The organism is Paenibacillus lemnae, assembly GCF_012933385.1.
Taxonomy (GTDB): domain Bacteria; phylum Bacillota; class Bacilli; order Paenibacillales; family Paenibacillaceae; genus Paenibacillus_AQ; species Paenibacillus_AQ lemnae.
This window is the reverse complement of the sequence record NZ_JABBPN010000023.1, coordinates 1-16,341: the sequence shown is the minus strand read 5'-3', so window position 1 is coordinate 16,341 and position 16,341 is coordinate 1. Positions and strand designations below refer to the sequence as shown.

The window sequence follows — 16,341 nt, the reverse complement described above, 5'->3', positions numbered from 1 at the left end:
ACTGTTTCACCCTCTTACACTTTGCAATACTTATAGTGTAACGCAAAAGCAGAAGTTTTTTCACAATTTTCTTATATTCCGCATGAATCGTCTCTGCAGGAGCCGCCTTCTTTATTGTTCTTCTCATCCACCATAATCAGAGATGCTTCGGACTCTAGTGCTTTGTCGAGTGCCGAGCTGAATACCTCAGCAGGCTGTGCTCCGGAAACTGCATATTTCCCGCCGAACACGAAGAATGGAACCCCTCGCACACCGATCTTGTGGGCTGCTTCCTCATCAGCACGTACATGATCTGCATATTGATTACCAGCCAAGACAGCAGCCGCTTCTTCACGAGACAGCCCTGCTTCCTGAGCAAGATCAGCCAGCAGTTCCACATCTCCCAAATCCTTAACATCGGTAAAATAAGCGTGGAACAGCGTTTCCGTTATCTCCTGCATTTTACCGTGCTGTGCTGCAAAATGGACCAGACGATGGGCATGAAACGTGTTCGCCGGAACCACTCGATCCAAATGATAGGTTAGTCCGGCTCTGGCTGCCTGCTCTGTTACGTTACCATTCGCCTCCTCAGCCTGCTGAATCGTCATGCCATATTTCTTCGCCAGCAGTTCGGTCATCGATACACCAGGCTCATAATTCGCATCAGGACTCAGTTCAAAACTGCGATATATAACCTCCACCTGATCTTTGTGAGGAAAACGCTCCAGCGCTTCCTCAAAATGACGTTTTCCAATATAGCAAAATGGACACATAAAGTCCGACCAAATTTCAACTTTCATAAATAAAACCTCCATACGATCAAAATAATCACTAACTAATTGTAACACGCTTAATATTTTATATCAATCGCATCTGCAGAATCACTATAAAGCCTCAGTCCATTTGATCCCTCAAATGGACTGAGGCTGATATGATTACGATCGCTGATTCTCACCGTTGTCCTGCTCACGATCTGCTGCGGCTTCGTTCCAGGCTGTTTCGGCTCCGTTTTCCGACATCCAGCTTCGCATCATCGAGAGCAGCTGCGCACTGTTCACGGGCTTAGTAATATAGTCGGAAGCTCCTGCTTCCAGACACTGCTCCCGATCCCCTTTCATGGCTTTGGCTGTCAGGGCAATAATCGGCAGATCCTTAAACTGAGGCTGTTTTCGAATAGCACGGGTCGTTTCATAACCATCCATCACCGGCATCATAATGTCCATAAGCACGATATCGACTTCCGGAGAACGTGCCAGAATATGCAGGGCTTCATGTCCGTTCTCGGCTGGAATCACCTTCATATTGTGACGTTCCAGAATGGTCGTAAGTGCAAATATATTACGGATATCATCGTCCACCACAAGCACATTCTTATGCTGAATGAGCTCATCCGACTGATGCAGCTTAACCAGCGTCTCCCAGGAATCTTCCGGTAGATTTTCTGACTTGCGGTGCAGAAACAATGCCGTGTCATCCATCACCTGGATCTGAGATTTTGCTGTCTTGATCACAGAGGCTTTCAGCAGTTCTTCCAAAACTTCTTCTTCTTCGGCACTCCATTTCCGGCTTCGGTGAATTACGATCGGAAGATACTTCAGCTCCGAATACTTCTGAATCTCCCGTATAAAAGAAATCACTTGGATATCACTCAGATCATTATCTGTCAGCAGACAGTCGACCTGGTTCGACTTCAGTTCATTCAGACCTTGCTGCGCCGAAGCAGCAGTAATGATCTTCACATCATCATTTTGAAGAAACTCCGCCATCTGTAAAAGACGCTGCTCATCCTTCATCACAATCAAGAGTGTTTTCGTTTGTTTCGCAGCAAAAGCTCTGACATGATCAATAGCATTTTCCAGATCCTCATTAGAAACCGGTTTGCATATATAGTCATATACGCCTTTCTGTTTCAGTGCAGCTTCATCTTCCTCAATCGTAATGACGCATACCGGTATGTGACGTACTCCGAGATCGTTTTTCAAATGCTCGATTACAAGCCAACCGTCTGTATCTTCAAGTCTCAAATCAAGCGTAATGGCAGCGGGTTTATACGTTCTTGCCAGCTCCAGCGCGTTCAGGCCTGTGGATGAAATAACGGCTTTGATTCCTTTTTTACGGAAAATGTCCAGCAGGATCTCGCTGAATACCAAGTCATCTTCCACAATCAGAAACACTTGATCTCCCGGTTGTATCGAATGACGATCGTCCTCGATCTTCGAGGGTTGACTCCGTCCAAAAGAACGGCTGCGCACAGGAGGCGCAACATCAATCACTTCAGGCTCATATTTAGGTTTCGGTTCCGGACCAGCCATGTCTTCGTCCAGAGGCAAATACAACGTAAAGGTGCTTCCTTCTCCTTCTCTGCTGAACAGTGTAATTTCTCCGCCCAGAAGTGCTGCTATCTCGCGAGAAATGGCCAATCCCAATCCGGTTCCCCCATACTCGCGGTTGGTGCTGCCGTCCGCCTGCTGGAATGCTTCAAAAATGATATGCTGCTTCTCCGGGGCAATACCAATACCGGTATCCTGTACGGCAAAAGATAGTACAGTAACTGCCTCATTCAGCGTCACGTTATCCTGCCGCCACCCTTGATGTGCCTGAGCGATCTGCAGAGTCACTTCACCCCGTTCTGTGAACTTGAATGCATTGGACAGCAGATTTTTCAAGATTTGCTGCAAACGCTTGGAATCTGTTCCGATCGCTGCCGGAAGATTCTCATCAAGAATGAGGTCAAAGCCAACCTTTTTATCTTCCGCAATATGCCGGAAGGTTCGATCCAGGCTGCCGACCAATTCAGTCAGTTGGAGTTCGTTATAATCAGGTGTTACTGTTCCGGACTCGATTTTGGATAAATCCAGAATATCGTTGATTAAATTTAGCAGCTCCATGCCGGAATCTTGAATCGTTTTTGCAAATTTCACTTGATTACTGGACAAATTCCGGTCAGGATTGTCAGCCAGCTGCTCAGCAAGAAGCAGAAGCGAATTCAGCGGTGTCCGGAGTTCATGGGACATATTGGCTAAAAACTCGGATTTGTATTTAGAGGTCAAAGCAAGCTGCTCCGCCTTTTCTTCCAGGAATCGTTTGGCAAGCTCGATCTCATCGTTCTTGCTCTCGACTTCCGCTTTTTGAACGACAAGGAGTCTGGCCTTCTCTTCCAGTTCTTCATTGGTATGCTGCAGCTCCTGCTGCTGGTTCTGCAGTTCTTCCGTCAGCGACTGGGACTGCATCAAGAGCTCTTCCGTTCTCCGGTTTACCTGCATCGTATTGATAACAATCCCGATCGACTCCGTGAGCTGGTCCAGGAATGCAATATCGATCTCGCTGAACGTACGGAATGATGCCAGTTCCAATACAGCAAGGACCTGGTCCTCGAAGGTAATGGGAAGGAGCACGATATTCAGCGGAGCAGCTTCACCGAGCCCAGACGAGATGACCACATAATCCGGCGGAACATGCGTCAATAGAATTCGCTGCTTCTCGACAAGACACTGACCTACTAAACCTTCTCCTGCACGGAATTCATGAGACAGGTTTTTACGCTGCTGGTATCCGTAGCTGGCATAGAGCTTGAGAAGGGCACTGCCATTGTCCGTCTGGTTCAAATAAAACACACCGTGCTGTGCAGATACGAGCGGTGCCAGCTCGGAGAGAATCATACGGCTGACGGCATTTAAATTCCGCTGTCCCTGAAGCATACGGGAGAATTTGGCCAGATTGGTTTTCAGCCAATCCTGTTCCATGTTAATGCGTGTCGTTTCCTTCAGATTCCGGATCATTTCATTGAGATTATCTTTTAGCGCAGCAACCTCTCCCGCGGCTGCAACATCAATCGTACGTGACAAGTCTCCCTTGGTGACCGCTGTCGCTACATCCGTAATGGCACGAACCTGGGTCGTCAATGTGCTCGCCATATAATTAACATTGTCTGTCAGGTCGCGCCAGGTGCCTGCAGCCCCCGGTACGCTTGCCTGGCCGCCCAACTTGCCTTCTGCGCCAACCTCACGTGATACGGTCGTCACCTGGTCTGCAAATGTGGCCAGGGTATCGATCATGTTGTTAATCGTGTCTGTTAAATCCGCGATCTCGCCTTTGGCTTCCACATTCAGCTTCTGCTGCAGATTGCCATTGGCTACGGCAGTGACCACTTTGGCGATGCCTCGGACCTGATCGGTCAGATTGGAACCCATTGTGTTCACATTTTCCGTCAGGTCTTTCCAGATACCGGCCACGCCGCCTACCGTAGCTTGTCCGCCCAGCTTTCCGTCCGTTCCGACCTCCCGGGCTACCCGGGTTACTTCCGAAGCAAAGGAGCTGAGCTGATCGACCATCGTATTAATGGTGTTTTTGAGTTCCAGCAGTTCGCCCTTCACATCCACTGTAATTTTTTTGGACAAATCGCCGTTGGCCACCGCTGTTGTCACCCCGGCAATATTCCGCATTTGTACGGTCAAATTGCTGGTCATGTAGTTCACGGTATCGGTCAGGTCTTTCCATGTACCAGACACGTCTTTCACGTCGGCCTGGGCTCCAAGCTTGCCTTCCGTTCCGACCTCCCTGGCCACACGGGTCACTTCGGAAGCAAAGTTGCTGAGCTGATCCACCATGGTATTGATTGTATTTTTCAGCTCAAGAATTTCGCCCTGAACATTGGCCGTAATTTTTTTGGATAGATCGCCATTAGCAACGGCTGTTGTCACAACTGCAATATTACGAACCTGATTCGTCAGGTTCGAAGCCATATAGTTAACGCTTTCCGTCAAATCACGCCAGGTACCGGCCACGCCGGTTACCTGCGCTTGCCCTCCCAGCATCCCCAAAGTGCCAACTTCCCGTGCCACTCGGGTTACCTCTGAAGCAAAGTTGCTGAGCTGATCGACCATCGTGTTGATCGTATTTTTCAGTTCCAGAATTTCACCCTGAACATTGGCCGTAATTTTTTTGGACAGATCGCCATTGGCCACCGCTGTCGTCACAACTGCAATATTACGAACCTGTTCTGTTAAATTGCTCGCCATATCGTTAACGCTTTCCGTCAGGTCACGCCAGGTGCCGGAAACGCCTGTAACATTTGCCTGGCCGCCCAGCTTGCCTTCTGTCCCCACTTCCCGCGCCATTCGCGTGACTTCAGAGGAAAAGGTACTGAGCTGGTCCACCATCGTATTGACGGTTTCTTTGAGCTCCAGAATTTCTCCCTTAGCATTAACGGTAATCTTTTTGGACAAATCCCCTTTGGCTACCGCTGTAGTAACCGCCGCAATATTCCGGACCTGTTCTGTCAAATTGTTAGCCATGTTATTCACGCTGTCGGTAAGATTCTTCCATGTCCCGGACACCCCTTTGACATCCGCCTGACCGCCCAGAATTCCTTCTGTTCCAACTTCTCTGGCAACCCGGTTCACTTCAGAGGCGAACGTACTGAGCTGAGTAACCATTTCATTAATATTGTTGGCTGTTCTTAAAAATTCTCCGGTAAGTGGACGTCCCTCGATCTCGAGCCCAACTTTGCGGGAAAGATCTCCTTCAGCGACTGCATTGATGACTCTCACCATTTCGCTGGTTGGCTGGATCAGGTTGGTTACTAGACCGTTTAAGGCGTCCACCATTTCTTCCCATGATCCGCCGTTATTTTTATGTACGAATCTCCGGTTCAACTTCCCATCTTCGCCTACGACTTTGGCAACTGTTTTGACATCGCTGACAAGGTTTTCCTGCATGTCCATAATCTCATTAACGAGATCGGCAACCTTTCCTGCTGTGCCTGTCCATTCATAGGGCAGCCTTTGAGAGAAATCCCCTTTTTTGAAAGCCACCAACACATTTAACAGTAACCCGGCATCCAGCTGGTCATCTGGTTCATTCTGATTCATTCCCTGATCTGACATGGTGACATTCCTTTCATAGGGTTTATAGTCGGAATTGAGTTCATGTTAAAATTTCAATATCTATTCTACTATTTCATATTCTCTCTGTCATGTATTGAGGATGAGGTCTCATAATAACAAAAAAAGACGGCTGCTGAAGGCCGTCTTTTACTTGTATTTATGCCAATCCATTCCGCTGTTATTCAGCAGATGCTCAAAATCATTATCCAGCCGTTTTTGCTCAGCTTTCTTCGCTTCTTCCCTTGCCAGACGCTCCTGCTCCCGCTTATCCGCTTCATCTGCTTTCAGTGAGGCTGATGCCTCTTTCAGTTTTTCTAGAACATCCGGATTCAGCAGGTCTTTCAATGTTGCAGGTTTCTCTTCATTTCGGGCTGCAGGTGCCTGATTCCGGCCTCTTTTAGACTTGGCTGCCATATTTATCACCTCGTTCAACCCACATTATAGCAGGTCATTCTCGTTACTGCATCCCTTTCTCTTATCCGAAAAAATAACTGATATACACCATGATCAGCAGGCCTGCGATAAAGGAATACGTTGAAGGGCGTTCATACCCATGACCGTGGCTCTCAGGGATCAGCTCCTTATAGACGATAAACATCATGGCACCAGCGGCAAAAGCAAGACCGTATCCAATCATCCACTCGATATAGCTTGCAGCAAAATAGCCCGCTACAGCTGATACCAATTCCATGATCCCTGTTAAAAAAACAATGAGGAGTGCTTTCAACCGGCTGACATTGCTGTTGATCAGAAACACAGCCAGGATAAGCCCTTCCGGCATGTTTTGGGCACCAATGGAAATGGCAACCATTAACCCCAATCCTTCATTCTGACTCGCATAACTGAATCCTGTGCTCAAGCCTTCCGGAATATTGTGAATGAACAAAGCAATGATGACCAAAAGCGATGAGGGATCAAAGGAACCGAAGCGATGCCTATTCTCTTCATCCAGTTCAGGGATGTTTTTGCCGATCAGGTCAAGGACCACAATGCCGGCGAGAAGACCCAGCGTCAAGGACAGCATACCGCCCTCTTCCAGAGCTTGAGGCATTAATCCAAATGTAGAAGCGGACACCATAATTCCGGCCGTGAATGCTACCAGAACATCCTTCCATTTTTCCGACAGGCTTTTAACGAACAACAGCGGGACCGCTCCGAGAACGGTCGCCATTGCTGAAATAAAGCTGCCGATCAATGCTGAAACCATGATCGTTGTCCCCTTTACCGAAAATCTTGCAGGTATGCCGTATATTATATAACCAGAGATCGCTAAATATGAAAATACAGGAAATAACTAAACAAATGGACATAGAAAAATGGAGAGCATACGCTCTCCATTTCCATAAGGGCGATCGATGGGACTTGAACCCACGAATGCCGGAGCCACAGACCGGTGCGTTAACCCCTTCGCCACGACCGCCATAAGAACAAATTATGAACTTGGATTATTAATATAACATATTGTGTGCCTGCTTGGCAAGTGAAACTTGAGAGATATGGGGCAGAAGAGTATAGTGAAATGAAAACTTGATTTGGATTTGATCCAGAGTGGAGGAATCAAAGATGATCTTTAAAGTAACCTATTTATCAGATGACTTGAAGGTCATAGGCTACCTGGCACTTCCCAGCAGGTTAACAGGTATACACGCGGAATATTGGCTTACTCAGCTAAAGCTGGAATCTTCGGTAATAAATGCTGAACTTATCGCTTGTTACTGTGACTCTCCAAAGTCACCTGCAGATAATCTCGACCCACTGCCTGTTGAGCTGCCGCTGCTGGTGTACTGCCGTGGAGGAATCGGGCGGGTAGGTGCTGTACGAATGGACTGGCTTCAGCAATTCGCCGGTCACGGCTGCATTGTATTCGCTCCTGCATACCGCGGGAATGAGGGTAGTGAAGGACGAGATGAATTTGGCGGTTCGGATATGCAGGATGTCCTGAATGCCCTTCATTGGCTGAAACGGCTGGAGTGGATAAATCCTGAACGCATTCATTTCCTGGGCTTCTCACGCGGTACGATCAACGCGGCTTACGCTGCCGTCCATGCTGAAAAGGCGGCAAGCCTCATTTTATGGGGCGGGGTATCCGATCTGGCCTTAACGTATGAAGAACGAGTGGATCTCAGGCGGATGATGAAGCGGGTCATAGGCGGGACGCCTGCGAAATATCCCGAACGTTATGAGAAGAGATCCCCGGTTCATTATGTCCCCTTGCTGAACTGTCCGGTTCTGATCGTGCATGGCAGTAAAGATCATCAGGTTTCAATCCAGCATGCTTATCTTATGTACAAGCGTCTGCAGGAACATGGTAAAAAAGCCGATATGCACATTTATGAAGACCTTGGCCATCATCTTCCCCTGCAAATTCATCTGGAATGCATTACTCGTATGTTTGAGTGGATTTCCAAGGTCACTCCACAGCCGCATAAATAAAATGATAATGCTGATACCTTTGGATGTTATTCACAGCACGCCAGACTTCCGGCGTTTCACTTCCGGAGTACCAGTACGCCGTTCCTGCAACATTCCTTGCAGCAGCTGCTGCATGTTTACGGGAAAGCGACCTGGCTTCCTCCATCCAGATCCGGTGGGCAAAACCATGTAACCAATAAGTTGACGTATACTGTCCAATATCCGGCTTCCACTTCAGATTAGTAGAGTAGTGAGTGGCTCGCCTTCCTTGTTCGATTAACGTGATGTCCTCGGAAGTAGGAGGCGATCCCAGCTTCCAATCCCGGGTATACAGCGGCATGGCGGCAATACTTTTAGTTGAAGGTACGACTGTCAGCATGGTATCCATGGCTGAAGTAAACCAGGGCAATGAGGATACAGAACCAGCTTTTGGGGATCCGCCCCAGTGCTGATCATACCCCATGAACACTACATAATCCGCATAAGTTCCCAGCGCCTTGTAGTCAAAAGCGGCGGTCCAATCTGTTTGCAGATCCGGAGACACATCAATGGATAACACAGCACCGACACGATGCAGCTCAGCTGCCATGTCTCTTACAAACAGGGTGAGCTGCTGCCGGTCTGCTCCAGACACGTTTTCAAAATCAATATTGATCCCATCCAGTTTGTAGATACGCACATAGTCTGACACAGACTGTATGACAGTTCTGCGGGCTGATGCGCTCTGCAGCATGGAATGTGTAGCATCGATGTCTGAACGATTGCCCAGCATGCCCCATACCGCAGTTCCGCTTTGGCGGCTCCAGTTTAACAGCTTCTGGTCAGTATAATCGGAAACCGATCCGTCTTTCTCGACATAATACCATCTGGGAACCAAGGTGTTCAGACCTGCCGATTGGGCGTAAGAAATATATTGAGATGTCGTTCCGTTATAAAGCCAGCCCATTCGGATTCCTTTGGTTTTCGCTTTGGTATCGACAACTCGCTTCACATTTCCTGCGTTCAGAATGCGATCGATTAAAGCGGCCGCTTCCTGCCGTGTTATGAAATCCAGTGGGCGAAAGCCATACTGATCCCCCTTCATCCAGCCTGCACTGCTTACCAGCCGGACATCGCTTTTGGCCCAGGATGAGATGACAGATTCATCAGCATATACGGTCCTGCCTGCTTGCACAGCATGATTTCCTAATTTCATGGCCCGCGCAGCCATAACAGCAGCTTCCTGTCTAGTAATGAAAACGTTTGGCTCAAATACACGTTCACCCGTACCGCTTACTAAGGACAGGTTGACTGCGGCATGAATCCATCCATAATACCAAGCAGATTTTGAAACATCCCGAAAGGCACTAATATCATTGTTCACAGCGTCCATGTTCAGTACACGCATCAGCATGGCTGTAAATTCTGCTCGGCTTAAAGGTTTACGCGGCACAAACAAACCGTCACCGACCCCGGTCAAGACGCCTCTCTGGGTCAATGTCTCAATGGCATCGCGTGCATAACTGGAAGATATGTCCTTATACAGTACGGATTTTGCTTCCGCACCTGTACTTACACTCGAAAAACATAGTATTGCTGCCAGTAAAATTTGTACAATCTTCTTCAACATCACGCCTCAATTCTCTATCTGATTTCATCCTTACTAGGATATCAGATAGAGTCGAAGCCGGACATTACACAGTTAATGGTATTTTACTGCTGTGAGATAGAATTACAGTTCCAATCCCTTGAACTAGTATATGGCTTTCGTACAGCTCACTGAGCATTTCCTCTCCAAACAGAACATTCCATTTACCTGAATGCGGCAGGTCAAGATGAATCTGGTCACGCGCGGCATAGTGCAGGACATACAGGTCTTCTCTCATGCCGTTCTCTTCCACACCCTGAATCGTATAAGCAACCGCATTCGGCGGTGCATCTACGAAAGTAAGGCGTCTTTTAATCTGATCAGCATCTCTCAAGCGAAAGCCACTGTAATTTTTGCGGAGCTGGATCAGCCTGCGAACATATTCAACCCCGTCCTGATGACGGTTAGCTTGCTCCCAGTCCATCTGATTGACTTCATCCGGCGATTTATAGGAATTTTCGATCCCGCCCTTCGTACGGTAAAATTCCTGGCCGGCATGAAGAAACGGAATACCTTGACTGGTCAGAATCAAGGATGAAGCGAGCCGGTGCATCGATCTGCGGACCTCCTCGCTTTCTTCGGGTGCTGACAGCTCTATTTTATCCCACAGGGTATGGTTATCATGGCATTCAGCATAATTAACCGTCTGCACTGGCTCCAGCGCATAAGATGTAAGTGCTGCATCATAGCTTATTCCGCCAACAATGCCCCGCTTCACATGGTCTTCAAAAGAAGATCCCTTACTGACAAATCCCTTACGGTCATGGATGAAAATATCTCCCTTGACCGCATCCCGGAAACCATCATTAAACTGCCCGATCCCCGGCAGTCTATCTGTATGCTGCTGATTGGCTCGCTTCTCTGCAGGGAGCTCTGTATCCATAATCCACCCTTCACCAATCGTCATGATGGTGGGATCGATGTCATCCAGTGTACGGCGTATTTCATTCATCGTCTCAATATCCATCAGTCCCATCAGATCAAAACGGAAACCGTCCATATGATACTCGTGTACCCAATGCACAATCGAATCCTTAATGAATTTTCGTACCATCGGACGCTCGGTCGCCACATCATTACCGCAGCCCGATCCGTTGGAGAGCTTTCTGTCCTCTGTATATCTAAGGTAATATCCAGGAACCAGTTTCGATAAATTGATGAGATACCCATCGTAAACATGATTGTATACAACATCCATGATGACACGCAGTCCGGCATCATGCAGCTTTTGAATCATCATTTTCAATTCTTGAATACGAACCTCCGGTGAGTAAGGATCTGTAGCATAGGAGCCTTCTGGTACGTTATAATTTTTGGGGTCATATCCCCAATTGTACTGAGGCTCGTTCAGATGCGTCTCGTCCACGCTTTCTGTTGCATAATCAAATACGGGCAGAAGTTCGACATGGGTGACGCCAAGCTTTTTGATATGATCCAGTCCGGTCGGGATGCCTCCAGGTCCATGTGTTCCCTCTTCCGTCAGCCCCAGAAATTTTCCTTTATGCTGAATACCGCTGTCTTTATGAATACTAAAATCCCGAATATGCAGCTCATAGATCACACTGTCTAAGTGATGATCAAGAAGAGGCTTACTGCTGCTCCATCCATCCGGGTTCGTCTTAGAAAGATCAAGGATCGCTGCCCGGTCTCCATTCACCCCCACCGCTTTGGCATAAGGGTCTGCTGCTTCGTTCCACTGACTTCCGATTCTGACCAGGTACGTATAAAATTTCCCCATCAAATCTTCTTCCACCTTGGCTGTCCAGGTCCCCTGAATGTCTCGTAACATTGGCACTTTGGTACTGTCTTCGCTGTTCCACTCCGAGTAGAGCAATACAAAGGCTTCACTTGCCGTAGGAGCCCACAATCGAAAATTAGTCTGTTCAGATGTATAGGCAGCCCCCAAATCATCCCCGTCATAATAAAATTGTTCATCAAACTCAGAAGAAAAGACAGAAACGCCTCCGGTCACGTTGATATCTCCATAATCTACGTAAGCATGGTTTTCTTTCTGTACTGCCATATACCGTCCACTCCTATCTTGTTTTCAGTGCTTTTTGTATCTCTTTCATCGTTCGTGGATCCAGCTCCTTGTTACCATACCGGGCTTGTTCATAATATTCCACAAGTTCTTCAGGTATCGGTTCAGCTTTTGTTTGATCTTTACTCTCCAGATCATCTGCAGTCTCTCTTGGCGTCAGATGCTTTTGCAGCACATAGCCTTCCCGGATTTTACGTTCCAGCAAGGACCTGTACCACATCCGGATCAAGGTCTTTAGATCATGCTCCATGCCGTCATCCTCTGATTTCTTTCGTAATACGCTGCGTCTTTTGCGATGTTTCCCCATGCGAGCAGGCTTGATTCTCTCAACTTCATCCTCGTATGCCCCTGCTTCTGTCAATGGTGATTGCCGGGACCGCAGCCGGTTGAGCCAGGCTGACAGCGCAGAGAACCATGATGGCATTTTGGTGAAAATATAATACAGAAGAAACAGAACCGCTCCTCCCATGGCAATATAAACAATATACTTGACCATGTTTTCAAGCCATACCAGCCACGCTGGCGGAGGCGGGGGTTCTTCCTCTATAGGCAGCATGGGTGTCATCTCCTGGAGATTTGGCGGCACCATGTCATCCTCCTGAACCGGAGAGCGGTCAATCAGGCCTGACATCCAGGTTACCATACTGTTCCATACCTGCTCCGCCCCATTACGCAGCACGGGGAGAAGAACAAGCAGAGCGATACATGTGATCAAAAACCAGATCATGCCCTGGTTCTGGTGCCGTACCCTCTTTTCCAGTGCTGGAGGTTCACTTCCCGGCAGTGTGCTATCCTCAACATGTCTGCGGTTCAGCTGCAGCAATGTAACGATGAGAGCAGCTGCTCCAAGCCACGTTAATCCGTTACTGTATGGCTCAAATTCCGGCATATACTGCAAAATAAAACTGGAGACAGCGTAGATAATCAAACCTATCAGGTAATCCCGACCGGGAAATAGGGAGAACCAGTGCTCCTGGCCCATACGGACACCTCTGTAAAAAGCTATAAACCAAAACAGACCAGCCGCGGCTGTCTGCAAGGACAAGCCCCAGATTAGCAGCGACATGGACACTGAGAAGATTATCGCCATCGAGGCGGCCTTGAACAGGGTATTCAGCTTCATATATTTATCCGCCATCCAGCCAGTTATGTAACCCGCCAACACGATGGATGCTACTATTAATATGTCACCAATATCTGATCCCATAAACGAGAACGGAATATATAACAAAGGAAAAAATATCAGGCATTCCGTTGTTGCCTGTCCCAAAATTCGAACCATTCCGAATTGGTTTTTCATGCAGACGCCTCCTTCCGGACCCCGGATTCATCCAGCAGATGGATTTGCACCCGATGGCCATCTTGACGGAAACGGTCTATCACTCGTTCCAGCTTGTCATTCATATATGAGGTTACGACCAACATGTCATAATCGACTTCCAGATTACGCAGCTCTGACTCCATATAATCATGAAACGAGACAGAACGACTCAGCTCCAATGCAGCGAGTACTTCCATAATGGCTGTTTGCTGACTCATACCAGCAGCCGGGGGCACAAATGGAGAAAGTGAGATGTGCTCATCCATGGTGGCATTGCTGCCGAAGCCAACGACCTGGCCTTGGGATAAAAGATGAATGGAAATCCCTGCTGCAAGACGGATTCCGTATTCGATAGTCTCCGGTTTTGTCGCCCGGTTCCACATATGTTCATGATCTTCCACATTCAAATAGATCATAAGCCTGCTGTCTGCCGTAGCCTCTTTCCGGTGAACTTGAATCTCTCCGCTTCTCGCGCTGGCTTTCCAGTGAATATCCTTTAATGAATCGCCTTCCCGATATTCCCGAACCCCGGATAAATGAAAGGGGTCCGGAACGATCCATCGTTGTACGATCATATCCCCCATCCATGTCTGCACTGGAAGTTCCATATCCGTAACATCGACAGGATCAGGATAGATGGTAAGGTGCCCTTCCAGAGGCAGGCTCTCCACGACCGTCGATATGCCAACCAGATCACCAGATGTCACCGATACGGTACCCAGGCGGTAAATGCCTCGGCGTGCGGCGGTTACATGATGTTTTCGTACAATCTTGGTCCAAGGCATCAGACTGAAAAAGCTTTTATGATTCTGATTGAACTGCCCTTCACTGATATCCAGATTCAATTGACCTTTAAACTGAATGCCACTCCGGAATTGAGATTCTACCCGAAGCCATGGTACAGGGAGAGGCTTGCGATTCTCTATGGTTTCCACCAGTTCGAAACGGTCGCCCTCATAACAAGCTGAAACATCGAATGTGCGGCTGTAATGCAGCCTCTTCAAGGCAAACCGGCGAAACAATATCGCCTGCAGCTGGACAATAACCACGGCCATGAGCAGAATCCAATAAGCTCCCATAACTTAGCTCCTACAACAGAGCCGGGTCTTCGGAAGGCACAGGAACCTGACGGAGGATGCGTTCCATGATCTCTTCCGCGCCAGCATGACTCATTCTAGCCCGATGTGTTCCTTTAAGAAGAAGACGGTGTGACCAGGCAGGAGCAGCCAATTTTTTAATATCATCCGGAGTCACGAACTCTCTGCCTTCCAGTATGGCCTGAACCTGAACAGCTCTAAGCAATGCCTGACATCCTCTGGGACTCACGCCGGAAGCTACCGCTTCATCTTTTCGGGTCTGCTCTGCCAGAGCAACGATATATTCCAGCATTACATCACTCACATGAATGGCTGCTGCCGTTTTTTTAGCCGCCAGCAGCTTGTCTGCAGTAACAGCGGCATTCAGCTCAGTTAACGGCTCTCTATTCGTAAAACGTTTTAAAATCTGCACACTTTCCTGGCTGTCCGGGTACCCCATACTGAGTTTGAACAAGAATCGGTCGAGCTGCGCTTCCGGAAGCGGGAAGGTTCCCTGCTGTTCCAGCGGATTTTGAGTCGCCATGACCATAAAAGGCTCATCCAGAATATGGGTTACCCCATCGATACTGATTTGACGCTCCTCCATGCATTCCAGCAGGCTGGACTGCGTGCGCGGCGTGGCCCGGTTGATCTCATCTGCCAGCAGGATATTTGTAAATAATGGACCAGAACGAAAGACAAACTCGGCCGATTGGGGATTAAAGTAGTTGATCCCGCTCAGGTCAGAAGGAAGCAGGTCTGGGGTAAACTGCACTCGGGTAAAACTGCACTCAATAGACTTTGCCAGTGACTTGGCCAGCATGGTTTTCCCGGTGCCAGGAGCATCTTCCAGAAGTACATGACCCGAGGTAATCAAGGCAATAAACAATTTATCGATCAGGTCCTCCTTGCCCACAATGACTTTGCTAACGTTTGAACGAATTTGTGCAGCCAGTTCTTTAACTTCTATATAATTGATGATGACTCACTCCTTAAATTTTCTTCAGCTCCTTCCCCTTTCGGCACACCCGGCCTGTATTCCTGTTTTTAGAGCAAAAAAGCGCCTTTCTGCAGCGAAAGACACCTGTTTACCTCTATATGAGCCATTATTTTGGTTCAGATCATTCTGACAGACTTACTTCCTGAGTGCTGTTGACCGCTTCATTCCTGCCGCTGACCACAATATCAACATAATGCTTTTCCACCGGAGGGGAGTCCATAAAAGTCTGGAGTACTTCCATCCAGTGTACATATTCCGGTGGTTTTCGGAATCCCATGCTGTGATCCTTGACAGTACTCCAGCGAATGATCAAAATATACTCGTGTGGTGATTCAATACATTTATACAGCTCATGATTGAGGTATCCCCGCATGCGGGAAATCATCTCGTAAGCTGCACGTAATGCCGTTTCGAAATCATTTTCTGTACCCGGTTTGACCTGCATTACCGCTGTTTCCAAAATCATGATGCTCCCCCTTTACTGGCCTGTTTCTCTTGCCCAACATGTACTATAGCTATATCTATGCTGTTATAATGAGGAAATATACAGATTTAAAGGATGAGGCAGCGATGGCATTTGGCATTTCAAGAAATGAATTAAGAGCTTGGCAGACCAGAGTAGCAGCAGGTGAGATCGCATATCTCACGCATTACTGGTATGACCCCAGATTTCCTTCAGTTTCTTCGGTCACCAAGGTTGGCTGCAGCGATCTGGTAAGGTTGAGGCAGTGGTGTACGGCCAATGAACTGGACCCCCGTTATATTCATCGGCGTATGCCATATCCTCATTTTGACCTCATGGGCTCCAAACAGATCGAGCTGCTTGAAAAAGCAGGCCTGCATGAGCATATTGTTCGCTTTGGATTACATGAGGGTTGATTACTGTTCCATAAAAAAAAGACATACCCGGCATTAAACTGTACCCTACAAGATGGACACTTTGAAAAAAGTCATCTTGTAGGTTTTTTTGTGTACAATAAAGAAAAAACGAGCGGCGGTC

Annotated in this window: 12 protein-coding genes and 1 tRNA gene; 2 read left to right on the top strand and 11 right to left on the bottom strand. The window is 47.9% G+C overall.

All coding sequences use genetic code 11. The features are described from left to right. Window positions 1-71 precede the first annotated feature (71 nt). The 5 genes from HII30_RS18705 to HII30_RS18685 form a co-directional block, all read right to left on the bottom strand. On the bottom strand, window positions 72-779 hold the full coding sequence (locus tag HII30_RS18705) for a DsbA family oxidoreductase (protein WP_169506570.1): 708 nt from the start codon (window positions 777-779) through the stop codon (window positions 72-74). A gap of 135 nt (window positions 780-914) precedes the next feature. Continuing rightward, window positions 915-5,849 carry a HAMP domain-containing protein gene (locus HII30_RS18700; protein WP_246246695.1) on the bottom strand — a complete coding sequence of 1,645 codons (4,935 nt, stop codon included), beginning with the start codon at window positions 5,847-5,849 and terminating at the stop codon, window positions 915-917. Window positions 5,850-6,011: 162 nt separating this feature from the next. Further along, window positions 6,012-6,278, bottom strand: a complete 267-nt coding sequence (locus HII30_RS18695; RefSeq protein ID WP_169506568.1) for a YqkE family protein — start codon at window positions 6,276-6,278, stop codon at window positions 6,012-6,014. Window positions 6,279-6,339: 61 nt separating this feature from the next. Next, complete coding sequence (locus tag HII30_RS18690; RefSeq protein WP_169506567.1) at window positions 6,340-7,071, bottom strand: ZIP family metal transporter; 732 nt, start codon at window positions 7,069-7,071, stop codon at window positions 6,340-6,342. Between the two features lie 140 nt (window positions 7,072-7,211). Then, window positions 7,212-7,284: transfer RNA gene (locus HII30_RS18685), tRNA-His, on the bottom strand. A gap of 143 nt (window positions 7,285-7,427) precedes the next feature. Here HII30_RS18685 and HII30_RS18680 point away from each other — a divergent pair. After that, window positions 7,428-8,297 (top strand): alpha/beta hydrolase family protein, encoded by an 870-nt coding sequence (locus tag HII30_RS18680; protein ID WP_169506566.1) that lies wholly within the window; start codon window positions 7,428-7,430, stop codon window positions 8,295-8,297. Here HII30_RS18680 and HII30_RS18675 read toward each other — a convergent pair. The 6 genes from HII30_RS18675 to HII30_RS18650 form a co-directional block, all read right to left on the bottom strand. Continuing rightward, window positions 8,275-9,885, bottom strand: coding sequence for an S-layer homology domain-containing protein (locus tag HII30_RS18675; RefSeq protein WP_169506565.1), 1,611 nt, complete (start codon window positions 9,883-9,885; stop codon window positions 8,275-8,277). The genes HII30_RS18680 and HII30_RS18675 overlap by 23 nt on opposite strands. Before the next feature lie 64 nt (window positions 9,886-9,949). Further along, window positions 9,950-11,926: a type I pullulanase gene (gene pulA, locus HII30_RS18670; RefSeq protein ID WP_169506564.1), complete on the bottom strand. Its 1,977-nt coding sequence runs from the start codon at window positions 11,924-11,926 to the stop codon at window positions 9,950-9,952. Window positions 11,927-11,939: 13 nt separating this feature from the next. After that, window positions 11,940-13,244 carry a DUF4129 domain-containing protein gene (locus tag HII30_RS18665; protein WP_169506563.1) on the bottom strand — a complete coding sequence of 435 codons (1,305 nt, stop codon included), beginning with the start codon at window positions 13,242-13,244 and terminating at the stop codon, window positions 11,940-11,942. Then, a complete protein-coding gene (locus HII30_RS18660; RefSeq protein WP_169506562.1) occupies window positions 13,241-14,344 on the bottom strand; it encodes a DUF58 domain-containing protein in 1,104 nt (367 codons plus the stop codon). The genes HII30_RS18665 and HII30_RS18660 overlap by 4 nt, the downstream gene beginning before the upstream one ends. Window positions 14,345-14,354: 10 nt before the next feature. Then, window positions 14,355-15,320, bottom strand: coding sequence for an AAA family ATPase (locus tag HII30_RS18655; protein WP_169506604.1), 966 nt, complete (start codon window positions 15,318-15,320; stop codon window positions 14,355-14,357). 142 nt (window positions 15,321-15,462) lie between these two features. Next, on the bottom strand, window positions 15,463-15,807 hold the full coding sequence (locus tag HII30_RS18650) for an antibiotic biosynthesis monooxygenase family protein (protein WP_169506561.1): 345 nt from the start codon (window positions 15,805-15,807) through the stop codon (window positions 15,463-15,465). Window positions 15,808-15,911: 104 nt separating this feature from the next. Between HII30_RS18650 and HII30_RS18645 the strand changes: the two genes are divergently transcribed. Continuing rightward, entirely contained in the window at window positions 15,912-16,220 is a 309-nt protein-coding gene (locus HII30_RS18645) for a hypothetical protein (protein WP_169506560.1), read from the top strand. Window positions 16,221-16,341 lie beyond the last annotated feature (121 nt).

Bases quoted from the DNA above. Each gene is read 5' to 3' on its own strand.
- HII30_RS18705 (WP_169506570.1), bottom strand. From the start codon at position 779: ATGAAAGTTGAAATTTGGTCGGACTTTATGTGTCCATTTTGCTATATT.
- HII30_RS18700 (WP_246246695.1), bottom strand. From the start codon at position 5,849: ATGAATCAGAATGAACCAGATGACCAGCTGGATGCCGGGTTACTGTTA.
- HII30_RS18665 (WP_169506563.1), bottom strand. From the start codon at position 13,244: ATGAAAAACCAATTCGGAATGGTTCGAATTTTGGGACAGGCAACAACG.
- HII30_RS18645 (WP_169506560.1), top strand. From the start codon at position 15,912: ATGGCATTTGGCATTTCAAGAAATGAATTAAGAGCTTGGCAGACCAGA.
- HII30_RS18680 (WP_169506566.1), top strand. From the start codon at position 7,428: ATGATCTTTAAAGTAACCTATTTATCAGATGACTTGAAGGTCATAGGC.
- HII30_RS18660 (WP_169506562.1), bottom strand. From the start codon at position 14,344: ATGGGAGCTTATTGGATTCTGCTCATGGCCGTGGTTATTGTCCAGCTG.
- pulA (WP_169506564.1), bottom strand. From the start codon at position 11,926: ATGGCAGTACAGAAAGAAAACCATGCTTACGTAGATTATGGAGATATC.
- HII30_RS18650 (WP_169506561.1), bottom strand. From the start codon at position 15,807: ATGATTTTGGAAACAGCGGTAATGCAGGTCAAACCGGGTACAGAAAAT.
- HII30_RS18690 (WP_169506567.1), bottom strand. From the start codon at position 7,071: ATGGTTTCAGCATTGATCGGCAGCTTTATTTCAGCAATGGCGACCGTT.
- HII30_RS18675 (WP_169506565.1), bottom strand. From the start codon at position 9,885: ATGTTGAAGAAGATTGTACAAATTTTACTGGCAGCAATACTATGTTTT.
- HII30_RS18695 (WP_169506568.1), bottom strand. From the start codon at position 6,278: ATGGCAGCCAAGTCTAAAAGAGGCCGGAATCAGGCACCTGCAGCCCGA.